The 14,511-nt window shown below is 57.1% G+C and carries 1 protein-coding gene and 1 CRISPR repeat array (1 of these 2 only partly in view); the gene reads right to left on the bottom strand.

All coding sequences use genetic code 11. From position 1 onward, the window contains the following. Positions 1-12,728: direct repeats of the CRISPR family, unit length 30 nt; unit sequence GTTTCAATCCCACGCTGGTTCGATTGAGGA; it reaches 5,368 nt to the left of the window's first position. A gap of 361 nt (positions 12,729-13,089) precedes the next feature. Continuing rightward, entirely contained in the window at positions 13,090-14,475 is a 1,386-nt protein-coding gene (locus tag KNN16_RS09910) for a PLP-dependent cysteine synthase family protein (protein WP_303896678.1), read from the bottom strand. Between the last annotated feature and the right edge of the window lie 36 nt (positions 14,476-14,511).

The following is a 14,511-nucleotide window of genomic DNA, read 5'->3' as shown; positions in this document are numbered from 1 at the left end:
CGATTGAGGACCGCTCTATTTGCTCCTCGACGCAGAAAACGACGACGGTTTCAATCCCACGCTGGTTCGATTGAGGACTCCAGCGCGCGGAGATGGGCCTTGAGGTCCTTGACGTTTCAATCCCACGCTGGTTCGATTGAGGACGGAAAGGAGGTGAATCGCGATGAAGCGAAAGAAGGCGTTTCAATCCCACGCTGGTTCGATTGAGGACCCTTTACAAAGAGCGAGACCTCCGTCGGCGGGGCTTGGTTTCAATCCCACGCTGGTTCGATTGAGGACGAAGTTCGGCATCGCCCCCGAAGATGCCCCATTCCCGGTTTCAATCCCACGCTGGTTCGATTGAGGATAGAACGAGTATGGAATCGGCGTATCGGGGAGTACTGTTTCAATCCCACGCTGGTTCGATTGAGGACTTGGGCTCAGGATCCGCGGCTGGTTGGCGGTCTTCCGTTTCAATCCCACGCTGGTTCGATTGAGGAAAGGCCTTCAGAAAGGAAACGATGAACCGATGTAGCGTTTCAATCCCACGCTGGTTCGATTGAGGAGACCTATCGCGCGATCGCCGGCGCGATCAGCACGACGGTTTCAATCCCACGCTGGTTCGATTGAGGAAGGTGGTGCTGAAGGGCTCTTCCGCGGGCGGCGATCGTTTCAATCCCACGCTGGTTCGATTGAGGAAGAAATCCGCCAGCGTCATGCCGCACCTCCTGTTGTGTTTCAATCCCACGCTGGTTCGATTGAGGAGAAGTAACGACGTAATTTAGCGCGATCGCTTTCGCCTGTTTCAATCCCACGCTGGTTCGATTGAGGAATCTTGCCTTTAGCGTAAGCCCGCTCGATCGCGTTTTGTTTCAATCCCACGCTGGTTCGATTGAGGACTGCGGGAAACCATCCTCCCGCTTTTCCCGTCTCAGGTTTCAATCCCACGCTGGTTCGATTGAGGAGATCCGCTTCCCACGCATTTTTGATCCCCCCTTGCTGGTTTCAATCCCACGCTGGTTCGATTGAGGAGGCCGTGAGACCGTTCTTGGCCAGCTCCTCCATCACCGTTTCAATCCCACGCTGGTTCGATTGAGGATGATCAACGACGATCCGCTCGTCGTCGATGCCGCACGTTTCAATCCCACGCTGGTTCGATTGAGGACCGGGAGGTCCCCTGGGACGCCCTGCCGGGCGTGATTGGTTTCAATCCCACGCTGGTTCGATTGAGGATGGATAGTCGTAATATGGATAAAGGAAACGAAACTCAGTTTCAATCCCACGCTGGTTCGATTGAGGAACTGCTTGCCCACCACGCGCCAGCCCTCCGGGCCGTGTTTCAATCCCACGCTGGTTCGATTGAGGAGTGGAGCCAGAGCGGGGTGGTGTTGTCCGCTAACAAGTTTCAATCCCACGCTGGTTCGATTGAGGAGGCCTTCGCTGTGGCCATCTTCGTCGCCTACGAGAAGGTTTCAATCCCACGCTGGTTCGATTGAGGAATGCTGGATAACGACGCCAGCGCCGCCACGTTTTACGGTTTCAATCCCACGCTGGTTCGATTGAGGAGCCATCCAGAGGAAGCCCCCCAGGGCGATCTGCCGGAGTTTCAATCCCACGCTGGTTCGATTGAGGACAATTCCATTGTAGCGCAATTCGCAATTGCTTGTCAATGTTTCAATCCCACGCTGGTTCGATTGAGGATTGTGACCTCAAATACCGAACTGCCTTCTGGAGGAAAGGTTTCAATCCCACGCTGGTTCGATTGAGGACGGCGTCTCCCGCCAGCGGGCCCACTACATCCTGAAGGTTTCAATCCCACGCTGGTTCGATTGAGGATCATTGAGCGAATTAAGCGATCTCCACCTGCAGACTGGTTTCAATCCCACGCTGGTTCGATTGAGGAACCTCCTGCAGGCCGGGGATGAACTTCTTGAACGTGTGTTTCAATCCCACGCTGGTTCGATTGAGGAAGGCCATCGCGGAAGCGGCGCGCCTGGCGAAAGATCGTTTCAATCCCACGCTGGTTCGATTGAGGAACCTTGCTCAGCGCGCCGGGCTGGTGCAGCCCGCCAAGTTTCAATCCCACGCTGGTTCGATTGAGGACCAGGTTTTCCGCCCCCCATTATACCCCTGATTCTGGTTTCAATCCCACGCTGGTTCGATTGAGGATGTTTAATGCTTTCGGGCAAGTTGTTGTCCGGGTGGAGTTTCAATCCCACGCTGGTTCGATTGAGGATTTGTGCAGATGGAACCTGGCCGGGTGATCCGGCTAAGTTTCAATCCCACGCTGGTTCGATTGAGGAGCCAGGGCCTCGATGTTCGAGAAGGCCGGCTTTGGCGGTTTCAATCCCACGCTGGTTCGATTGAGGAAGGAGCGGTTTGATCCGCTGTGGGGCCGGATGATTTGTTTCAATCCCACGCTGGTTCGATTGAGGACCTCGATTGCAGATAGGAGGGCCTGGACTACTTCCTGTTTCAATCCCACGCTGGTTCGATTGAGGAGGATTGAGCCGCTATCTCGATGAACCTGAATGGTGAAGTTTCAATCCCACGCTGGTTCGATTGAGGAGCGTTGCTTCCCCCTCGTATTCCATTGTCGGAACAATGTTTCAATCCCACGCTGGTTCGATTGAGGAACCCCACCTTTCCGCCAGCTCCCCGTGCTTGATGAAGTTTCAATCCCACGCTGGTTCGATTGAGGACGCGGGGACCTCGAGGCCATCGCGCGCGTGCTGTCGCGTTTCAATCCCACGCTGGTTCGATTGAGGACTTGTCCAGGTCAGCGAAAAGAAGGCCCGCGGTATTCGTTTCAATCCCACGCTGGTTCGATTGAGGACAGCTGGGCATAGAAGGAGACGTCGTAAGCGTTCTCCGTTTCAATCCCACGCTGGTTCGATTGAGGACGATCAGGCACGCCATCCGCTCGCTCATCGCGCCCCCGTTTCAATCCCACGCTGGTTCGATTGAGGATTTCGCTTCTGCTCGGGCGTGAGGTTGGGGCCTTCCTGTTTCAATCCCACGCTGGTTCGATTGAGGAACACGGTGACCGTGTCCCCCAGTCCGTAGTCGATGAAGTTTCAATCCCACGCTGGTTCGATTGAGGAGATCTCCGTCTCGCCAAGGTTGTGGACCAGGATCACGGTTTCAATCCCACGCTGGTTCGATTGAGGATTCTTTGTGTCGCTGCCGGCGGTGTACTGGGCGCTGATGTTTCAATCCCACGCTGGTTCGATTGAGGATTCTTTGTGTCGCTGCCGGCGGTGTACTGGGCGCTGATGTTTCAATCCCACGCTGGTTCGATTGAGGACAGGATCCGGCACTCCAGGCCCTTGATAATCTCGACAAGTTTCAATCCCACGCTGGTTCGATTGAGGACGCCCGCATCCCCTGGCATGGGGGCGGGTATCACGCATGTTTCAATCCCACGCTGGTTCGATTGAGGACACAACGAGCTCAAATGCGAGCTTAGGGAGGGCACGTGTTTCAATCCCACGCTGGTTCGATTGAGGAGCCGTGATGCTGGCGCGGGCGCGTCCGGTGCTACCGGTTTCAATCCCACGCTGGTTCGATTGAGGACAGCGCTTACCTCTCCGAGCTGGCGCAGTGGCAATATCGTTTCAATCCCACGCTGGTTCGATTGAGGACCGCGAAGGGTCCTGATCGCCTTCAGCATCTTCAGCAGTTTCAATCCCACGCTGGTTCGATTGAGGAGCCACCGTCTTCCAGATCCCTCCCAGGACGAACGTCAGTTTCAATCCCACGCTGGTTCGATTGAGGTCAATGGCTGGACCTACCCGACCGAGTCGGAAATTGGTTTCAATCCCACGCTGGTTCGATTGAGGAAATTGGAAGACCTGCACGATCCATCAGAAAGTCCAGCGTTTCAATCCCACGCTGGTTCGATTGAGGATGGACGGCAAGAACCTCCCCGCCCCGCACAGCGTTTAGTTTCAATCCCACGCTGGTTCGATTGAGGAGTTTTTGAGCCGAGCATCCACTTCAACGACCACGATGGTTTCAATCCCACGCTGGTTCGATTGAGGCCAAACGGATCGCGCCCATCTCGTTCCAGGCCGTCGAGTTTCAATCCCACGCTGGTTCGATTGAGGAGGTGATGTCCACGCCGGACATCCCGACGGTCTCGGTGGTTTCAATCCCACGCTGGTTCGATTGAGGAGGTGATGTCCACGCCGGACATCCCGACGGTCTCGGTGGTTTCAATCCCACGCTGGTTCGATTGAGGATCGCCAATGCGCTCGCGGCGTTCCTGCCGGACTGGCAGGGTTTCAATCCCACGCTGGTTCGATTGAGGAGCCGATTCAGGCTCTCCCAGCGGCGTCGCAGTTTGGCGTTTCAATCCCACGCTGGTTCGATTGAGGACAGTATGCGGGCCTGCCGACGTTCATCGTGAGCGGGGGTTTCAATCCCACGCTGGTTCGATTGAGGAGCTGTCGTCTCATCCGCAACGATCTGAAAGTTATTGGTTTCAATCCCACGCTGGTTCGATTGAGGACGGACCAGGGGCCAAAGGATGAAGCGGGGTAACATCGTTTCAATCCCACGCTGGTTCGATTGAGGATCAAGAGCCCGATTACCTTCATCGACCACCTCCCTTAGTTTCAATCCCACGCTGGTTCGATTGAGGACTGCCCAGGATTCCCCCTCCTGCTTATGGGAGGACGGAGGTTTCAATCCCACGCTGGTTCGATTGAGGACCCTCCGCAGCGATTACGATTTTCCCTTCGTTTAACTGTTTCAATCCCACGCTGGTTCGATTGAGGATTGTTTGTGCAGAACCATCCCCGACGCCGACGTCGGTGGTTTCAATCCCACGCTGGTTCGATTGAGGACGGTATGGAACGCTAACCGAATAGGTCCCCGTCCCAAGTTTCAATCCCACGCTGGTTCGATTGAGGATTTCCCACGATGGTCTTCACTACGACGCGTGTTCCTAGTTTCAATCCCACGCTGGTTCGATTGAGGACTTTACAACTGGTCTTCGGCGGTCCTTCGGGCGCTTTGTTTCAATCCCACGCTGGTTCGATTGAGGAGATCAGCCAGACCGCATAGCCGACCCAGACAGCCCCCCGTTTCAATCCCACGCTGGTTCGATTGAGGATGGAGCAGTTGGTGGGGCTTCCGCTTTGGATTTACCAGGTTTCAATCCCACGCTGGTTCGATTGAGGAGGGTGGTTTCGCTCTCATTCCAGGGAGCGGGTTCCGGTTTCAATCCCACGCTGGTTCGATTGAGGACAAGTGCCCCCATGACCGTTACCTAAGCGCCGCTGTAGTTTCAATCCCACGCTGGTTCGATTGAGGAGTTCGAGATGATCCGGTAGCGATACTTTTCCGCCAACGTTTCAATCCCACGCTGGTTCGATTGAGGACCCTTAAGCAAACCTTCGGTGGATGAGCTGGGATGGGGTTTCAATCCCACGCTGGTTCGATTGAGGACCGTTCGCGCCGTCGACAAACAGTTCCACGATGTGCCGTTTCAATCCCACGCTGGTTCGATTGAGGACCAGCACAAGCCCGTGATCGAGGTGCTTTGATATGGCCGTTTCAATCCCACGCTGGTTCGATTGAGGACTTCCAGATCTCCGTGATTGTGCTGATCCTGATCCTGCGTTTCAATCCCACGCTGGTTCGATTGAGGATTCTGCTGTCCCGCCAGGTCCTCGTCGGCGTCCCCCGTTTCAATCCCACGCTGGTTCGATTGAGGAAAGACGCACCGGCAACCGGGAGGTAGATTGTCGCACCCGTTTCAATCCCACGCTGGTTCGATTGAGGACGTATTCGAGATGCGAGACGGCCCCGCCCGGCCCGGTTTCAATCCCACGCTGGTTCGATTGAGGACCACCCTCATGCCCACTGCCCCGGTGCTCTCCTTGAGGTTTCAATCCCACGCTGGTTCGATTGAGGACACACGAGGCTTCGACCTCAACGAGTCGATAGCCGTCGTTTCAATCCCACGCTGGTTCGATTGAGGACCACGAGTGGGTCATCCGCTTCTCGCGGGATGGTCTAAGTTTCAATCCCACGCTGGTTCGATTGAGGATCGAAATTCATAATGGCCACCACACGAGGGTATGTGGGTTTCAATCCCACGCTGGTTCGATTGAGGATTGGGCCTAAATCCGTTCGCCTGGCCCCGTTTGGCCGTTTCAATCCCACGCTGGTTCGATTGAGGACTCAACGATCCGGAAGACGACGATATCGAAGTCCCTCGTTTCAATCCCACGCTGGTTCGATTGAGGACCACGACTTCTTCCACAGCCCCACTCGCCCGGAGCAGGTTTCAATCCCACGCTGGTTCGATTGAGGACGCTCCCGGGTGGCCAGGCGAAACGCCCGCTGCGCCTGTTTCAATCCCACGCTGGTTCGATTGAGGACCGCTACGAGCGCGGGCGATGCGTCTCCCAGATGTCGTGTTTCAATCCCACGCTGGTTCGATTGAGGATCTTCCACAAAGGCATCATAAATGTCGCGAAGATGCTGTTTCAATCCCACGCTGGTTCGATTGAGGAGCGATCTCCTCGAGCGGATCGGTGTTGACGCCAAACGGGTTTCAATCCCACGCTGGTTCGATTGAGGAGTGTGGACCGGACGGTGGACAGGATCCGCCTTTGCCGGTTTCAATCCCACGCTGGTTCGATTGAGGAGATTTCCACGAATCCCCTCCCTTCCCGCCTGGCCAACGTTTCAATCCCACGCTGGTTCGATTGAGGAAAGGGCACAATAGAGTTCCCCTGGCTCGCCCGACTCCGTTTCAATCCCACGCTGGTTCGATTGAGGATTGTAAATGGCTGGACCTATCCCAGCCAGTCGCACATCGGTTTCAATCCCACGCTGGTTCGATTGAGGACAGCGACCCAGGGCATCTGAGAATTTGCGGATGTAGTGTTTCAATCCCACGCTGGTTCGATTGAGGAGCCGTCGGCAGCAGTGGCTGGAGGAGAATCACGTTCGTTTCAATCCCACGCTGGTTCGATTGAGGACTTTGATCGAGTCCCTCTCCGGAACGCATGCGGCGCTGTTTCAATCCCACGCTGGTTCGATTGAGGACCGTCCGTTTCCGATCTGCTCCAGCTGGGCCTCCAGCGTTTCAATCCCACGCTGGTTCGATTGAGGAGCCCAGCGTGATCCCATCGGCGCTCCCGGCCAAGCTGGTTTCAATCCCACGCTGGTTCGATTGAGGATGAATCAGGTGCGGGCTGCCGCAGCTGCAGATCTGAGTTTCAATCCCACGCTGGTTCGATTGAGGACCCCATTGTGTCCTCTGCGCCCATGGTCCACCTGGTGTTTCAATCCCACGCTGGTTCGATTGAGGACGGCGTATGAGCTACCGGGATGAGCCCTGGTTCCAGGGTTTCAATCCCACGCTGGTTCGATTGAGGAGAAAGTCCAGCACGCCGCCCTCGTAGCGCACATACTGTTTCAATCCCACGCTGGTTCGATTGAGGACATCCAGCGCCACGAAGGCCAGGCCATCCGCCACATCCGTTTCAATCCCACGCTGGTTCGATTGAGGACGATCCGCAAGTTTGCCGCGTCCCCAGAGGATGCGGAGGTTTCAATCCCACGCTGGTTCGATTGAGGAATCAACAGCGTGTAATCCGAAACCCCGGATCTCAAGAGTTTCAATCCCACGCTGGTTCGATTGAGGACGATCCCGTGCTGCGCCTTCCACCACCGCAGCACCTCGGTTTCAATCCCACGCTGGTTCGATTGAGGACGACTTTCGTTTCCCGCGCCATTTTTTAACCCTCCGTGTTTCAATCCCACGCTGGTTCGATTGAGGCTCCCGGGGCCTGCGGGGCGAGGAAGAGCGACGGGTAGGTTTCAATCCCACGCTGGTTCGATTGAGGACTGGGGATGTGCTCCGCGGTGGCCCCGGAAAGCGGGGTTTCAATCCCACGCTGGTTCGATTGAGGAAAGGGCTCCGTGGAGTTTGCGGATGTTCCCTACTGGGGTTTCAATCCCACGCTGGTTCGATTGAGGAATGAACCGGATCCGCTTCATGCCTTCCCCCAAAACAAGTTTCAATCCCACGCTGGTTCGATTGAGGATGTCAGGTTCCACGATCCTCTCCGTCATCCCCGAAGGTTTCAATCCCACGCTGGTTCGATTGAGGAGCTTTCGCGTGAGCAGGAACAGCGCCACCAGTCCCACGTTTCAATCCCACGCTGGTTCGATTGAGGAAGATGAAGAAGTGATCCGCCTCGCTCATGACAAAGAGGTTTCAATCCCACGCTGGTTCGATTGAGGACCGCCCACCGAAGCGCCGCCATGCGTCACAGCCCTACGTTTCAATCCCACGCTGGTTCGATTGAGGAACGGACAACCAATCAGCCCTCAGTCCACCCCGACGCGTTTCAATCCCACGCTGGTTCGATTGAGGAGAGGACAGGCAGGGGATCACCCCGCCGGCCCCTCAAGTTTCAATCCCACGCTGGTTCGATTGAGGAGCCCATCCCGCCAGCCCAGGTCAATCGCCAGCGAGAGTTTCAATCCCACGCTGGTTCGATTGAGGAGCGCCGATTCCAAACCCTCTCAACCCACACAAACCCTGTTTCAATCCCACGCTGGTTCGATTGAGGAGTCGCTTCAAGTAACATTCCACCTTCCGGAGGAACGGTTTCAATCCCACGCTGGTTCGATTGAGGAACCTTGTCCGCGATGTATTTGAGGTTGTCCACCACCGTTTCAATCCCACGCTGGTTCGATTGAGGATCCGCTTCGATCCCCGGTTTGCCCGCCATTCCCCCAGTTTCAATCCCACGCTGGTTCGATTGAGGATCGCGGAAGGCGACTGCGATTGGGTGGTTGGCGTTTTCGTTTCAATCCCACGCTGGTTCGATTGAGGATCACGACTCACCTCCTACGCAAGCTTCCAAGCCCAAGTTTCAATCCCACGCTGGTTCGATTGAGGACAGCTTAGGCGAGGAGCCCCCCGATTCCCCGGTTTATGTTTCAATCCCACGCTGGTTCGATTGAGGATTATCACACTGGCGGGCGGCCAGCAGCGGCTCCGCAATGTTTCAATCCCACGCTGGTTCGATTGAGGATTGAACAGCCAGCGGCAGCAGCTGCGTGAGCAGCTGCGTTTCAATCCCACGCTGGTTCGATTGAGGATTGCACCTGGTTGGTGTGCGCTTCGTTGGTTTGTGGAGTTTCAATCCCACGCTGGTTCGATTGAGGATTGTTGAGGTCCCCCACGGGTATCGACTCGTTGAGGTTGGTTTCAATCCCACGCTGGTTCGATTGAGGACTGCATGTAGTCTCCGATGTCCTCCACGCGATCGCGCGTTTCAATCCCACGCTGGTTCGATTGAGGACTCCATCTGGCCGGGAAGCCTTATGCTGCTGCCGGGAGTTTCAATCCCACGCTGGTTCGATTGAGGAGGTGGTTCACGTGCTATTCTGTTCGCTGCGAGATGCAGTTTCAATCCCACGCTGGTTCGATTGAGGATGTTCGAGATTTAGCCATATGACGTGTTGCGTCATAGTTTCAATCCCACGCTGGTTCGATTGAGGAGGATTGGCCCAATCTGCCAGGCCAGCCGCCCACACCGTTTCAATCCCACGCTGGTTCGATTGAGGAGGCCATCCGGCTGGCTCGGGGGCTGCTCAAGAAAGCAGTTTCAATCCCACGCTGGTTCGATTGAGGAGCTGCGGAGGAACAAGTGGCCAATTTCCAAGTCCGAGTTTCAATCCCACGCTGGTTCGATTGAGGACCACCAGGGGCTGGCCGGGAAACGGTAGTGCACGACAGTTTCAATCCCACGCTGGTTCGATTGAGGAACGTTTGGCCTGGGCCAAAAACCTAACTAACGACCGTTGTTTCAATCCCACGCTGGTTCGATTGAGGATTCCCGAGCAAGTTTTTCCCGCCAGCCCGAGAAGGGGTTTCAATCCCACGCTGGTTCGATTGAGGACGCTTCCTCGTCCTCTCGCCCAAGGATGAGATGGCCCGTTTCAATCCCACGCTGGTTCGATTGAGGAGCCAGCTCATACAGCTTGTCCATCACCATCTGGGAGGTTTCAATCCCACGCTGGTTCGATTGAGGTGGCGCCCTACATTGCCCAGCACAAGCCCGTGATCGGTTTCAATCCCACGCTGGTTCGATTGAGGAGGGCGCTATAATAAGGGCGTAGTAAGTAGGGGCCTAAGTTTCAATCCCACGCTGGTTCGATTGAGGAGCCTCCCACAGCCAGGATGGAGGAATTGGACTCGGACGTTTCAATCCCACGCTGGTTCGATTGAGGACGGGAGGCGGTCCGGTTGGCAAAGCAGCTGCTGTGCAGTTTCAATCCCACGCTGGTTCGATTGAGGACGGGATGCCAAACCGCCTGGCCCAGTCCATCAGCCAGGTTTCAATCCCACGCTGGTTCGATTGAGGACGCGCTGGAATACGTCGTAGGGGAGGGCTGGGAAGTCGGTTTCAATCCCACGCTGGTTCGATTGAGGATTCCTGGCGCGCTGCAGCAGATCAGTGAGAAGAAAGCCGTTTCAATCCCACGCTGGTTCGATTGAGGATTTGACGCCAGGACATACGGTTGGGGAAACTGGACCAGTTTCAATCCCACGCTGGTTCGATTGAGGACTGGTTTAGAAGGTTGAGAACCACAGACAGGAGCGCCGTTTCAATCCCACGCTGGTTCGATTGAGGAGAGTCCCGGCGGGGCACATCGAGCTCTACACGACCGGAAGTTTCAATCCCACGCTGGTTCGATTGAGGACTGGCGGGAAACCTACCTAAGGAGGCGCGAAATGGCGTTTCAATCCCACGCTGGTTCGATTGAGGAGCATTCCGGCCAGGGATCTCTTCTCGTCGGCGATGAAGTTTCAATCCCACGCTGGTTCGATTGAGGAATTCCTTGGTGGCAAAGGCTCTTTAGGGCCTGGGAGGTTTCAATCCCACGCTGGTTCGATTGAGGCGCCGAATGTATCGACTGGGGATCCTATCCTTCGAAGGTTTCAATCCCACGCTGGTTCGATTGAGGATCCTGTTCTGGGCGGGCGGCATCTATCTTGTTCGTGGTTTCAATCCCACGCTGGTTCGATTGAGGACCGGATGTCCAGCGGCTCTCCCAGGCCGTGATTCGCTGTTTCAATCCCACGCTGGTTCGATTGAGGAACCGGCACCCCGCGCTCCCGGCACCAGCCCACAATCCGTTTCAATCCCACGCTGGTTCGATTGAGGACGTTGGTATCAGCCTCCCACTCCACGACCAGGGTCAGTTTCAATCCCACGCTGGTTCGATTGAGGAGTGTCCAGACCGAGCAGACTCTGCGCATCAGTGAACGCGTTTCAATCCCACGCTGGTTCGATTGAGGATTCACCACGTCCCGAATGCCAAACCAGTTGTTTTGCCGTTTCAATCCCACGCTGGTTCGATTGAGGAGCGCTGTCCACGATCTCGTTCACCTCATCCGACAGCGGTTTCAATCCCACGCTGGTTCGATTGAGGACCGCTTTGACTTCTCTCTCCTTGAGCTCCCGCTCTTTCGTTTCAATCCCACGCTGGTTCGATTGAGGACGCTCATCTATCGCCACGTGCGCGAGCGGGAAGAGCGTTTCAATCCCACGCTGGTTCGATTGAGGAATCCGCAATGCGCCATCTGCTCTCCCCTGAACCGTAGTTTCAATCCCACGCTGGTTCGATTGAGGAGCGCATGGTTTGACGACATCGCGGTCAACGACACGACGTTTCAATCCCACGCTGGTTCGATTGAGGAGAATTCCTTCGTTGAGAAGCAGAGTGCTGAATAAGTCGTTTCAATCCCACGCTGGTTCGATTGAGGACCTCCACTGCAGCCTCGAAGGCCGCAGTGGCGTCGTGTTTCAATCCCACGCTGGTTCGATTGAGGAGTCGCGGAGAACGACGTGTCGCTCGTCATTATCGATTGTTTCAATCCCACGCTGGTTCGATTGAGGAGATTATATCACGCCCACCGCAAACGAAACAAGCCCCCGTTTCAATCCCACGCTGGTTCGATTGAGGATGTGGCAATTCATCGGCACCACGCGTGTGGGCAATGTTTCAATCCCACGCTGGTTCGATTGAGGAGCGCGAGCGGGAAGAGCAGGCGGTGGGGTAATCCGCGGTTTCAATCCCACGCTGGTTCGATTGAGGACTCGTCGTCCGTCCAGGGCGGGTTGAGATCACCTACCGTTTCAATCCCACGCTGGTTCGATTGAGGACGGCGTCCAGGCGGAACCGGTGAACGGACTCTGGCTCGTTTCAATCCCACGCTGGTTCGATTGAGGACCCTATCGTGAGGGAGGTGCCGCGATGCAGATTATGGTTTCAATCCCACGCTGGTTCGATTGAGGATCGTCGGTGATTGTCCTTTGCAAGAGCGCCTCCATCCACGTTTCAATCCCACGCTGGTTCGATTGAGGAGGGCCGGCGGCGCGGCGGGCGGGGGAGATGGGACAGAGTTTCAATCCCACGCTGGTTCGATTGAGGAGCGAGGTAGATCACAATCAGCGCCGCCCGGCCCAGGGGTTTCAATCCCACGCTGGTTCGATTGAGGACCCAGACGCCGCGCCCGGGCCATCCGGCGTATGATCTCGGTTTCAATCCCACGCTGGTTCGATTGAGGATCGCTGCTCGACGAATCCATCGCCATCCCCGCGCTGTGTTTCAATCCCACGCTGGTTCGATTGAGGAAGGTGCAGGAGGCCGCCGCGCAGGCGACAGAGGCTGCGGTTTCAATCCCACGCTGGTTCGATTGAGGACCTGCGATTTCAGGGGGTGAGTGGGGGAAGGGAGAGAGAACCCCCTTCGGAAATCCAGTTCGCCCTAAATATAGCATCGATCGTGCGGTTTGTCAAGGGGTGCGGGCTTCTCCACGGATGTGGGGACGACGGGGGTCCGCGGAAGCCTTTTCCGAAACATGGGATCAGATCCCTATGGAGGGATCTTTTCGGATCGAAAGGGAAGCGGATGGTTGGGGATGGGGGGAGAAGAGAGGGGTTCGAAGGGATCATTTTATAAACCTTCCGCGGACCCCCGGTGGCCGGATTTTCCATGGAGGTCCGCGGAAGGTTTCTGCGCCCACTGAACGCAAGGTCGAGGCCAGACGCCACGGCCAGAGGGCTAAAAGCCTCGCGCCTCCCGCCACAACCGGTCCAGCTCAGGGATCCGCGCCTGCTCCCGCTCCCACCACTCCGGATCCAGCTGCGCGTCCAGCTCCTCCACCGTCTTGCCCTGTTGCTCCACCCACGTGAAATACTTCAGGTTGTGCCACCGCCGCCGGTTCTCCTGCGTCCCCTCCTGGATCCAGTCCAGCCCCTGCCCATGGAAGATGTGCACCAGGCGCACCGTGGCCTCCACCTCGTCCATCGGCCCACACTGCCGCGTGAGCTCCGCCAGCACCGACCGATACCGATCCACCCCGTCCGTGGCCACCGTCACGATGACGTCCTTCGGCCCGAACCGGTAAAACTTCGCCGTTTTGATCGCCCCCAGCACGTTGGCGATCCCGCTGATGCCGAACATCTGCGACAGCCGCATCACCTGCTCCTCCGAAACCCCCCAGCGCATTAGCACCTTCCACCCCGCCTCCTCCGCCAGCAACTGCAACCCCTTCTTGCACGACAGATCATCCACGCACATCAACGCATCCATGTTCATCACGTGATGGATCCACGTCACATGCTTGTCCCCGATCCCCTGGATGTCGTGAACCCCATATCCGTTCAGATACAGGGTGGGGCACTGGATGGGCTCCACGCCCACCACCCGACAGGTCGGCCAGACCTGCTTCAGCCGATCCCCCGCCCCGATGGTCCCCGCCGAACCCATCGCCGAAACGAAGGCCGCCACCTTCCCCTCCCCAATCCCCCGCTCCCGCAGCTCCGCCGCCAGGTCCACAATGGTGTTGCCAGTGACGTAATAGTGAAACCGATAGTTCCCCATCTCGCTGAACTGGTTGAGCACCCGCACCCGCGGGTCGGCCGCCGTCAGCTCCTTGCACTTGTCGTAGATCTCCTTCACGTTGCTCTCCGAGCCCGGCGTCCGGATCACCCGCGCCCCATAGGCCTCGATCCGCTCGAAGCGCTCCCGGCTCATCCCCTCCGGCAGGATCACGATCCCCTCAAAGCCCATCCGTCCCCCCACCCAGGCCCCGCCGATCCCATAATTCCCCGTGGACGGCCACACCAGCACGTGCTCCCCCGGCCGCAGGCCCTCCAGGAGCACCTTCTCCATCAGGATGGAATAGGCCGCCCCGACTTTGTGCGAGCCGGTGGGGAAATCCTTGGCGTAGATCACCACGATGGGCGCCTCCACCCCGGTGAGCGCCCGGGGGAGAACCTCGTAATAGATCCGACCCTCCGGATCCCGCCAGGTGATGTTGAAAAGGTTATAAGGATCCAGGGGATCGCGCTCCCGCACCGCCAGGGCCCGCGCCCGCACCTCCGGAGGCTGGCGCGAGGGATCCCGCATCTCCTCAAAGGTGGGTCCGAAGAACGGCGCGCGCATGGACATCTCCTCCCGTGGAATCATTTCTTGGGCTTC

Origin of the sequence: Thermoflexus hugenholtzii, assembly GCF_018771565.1 — a bacterium.
Lineage (GTDB): Bacteria > Chloroflexota > Anaerolineae > Thermoflexales > Thermoflexaceae > Thermoflexus > Thermoflexus hugenholtzii_A.
Note: the sequence above shows the minus strand (reverse complement) of the source record. Positions and strands in the feature narration are given on the sequence as shown.

Excerpts from the sequence above, each read along its gene's own strand:
- KNN16_RS09910 (WP_303896678.1), bottom strand. The coding sequence starts at position 14,475 with ATGCGCGCGCCGTTCTTCGGACCCACCTTTGAGGAGATGCGGGATCCC.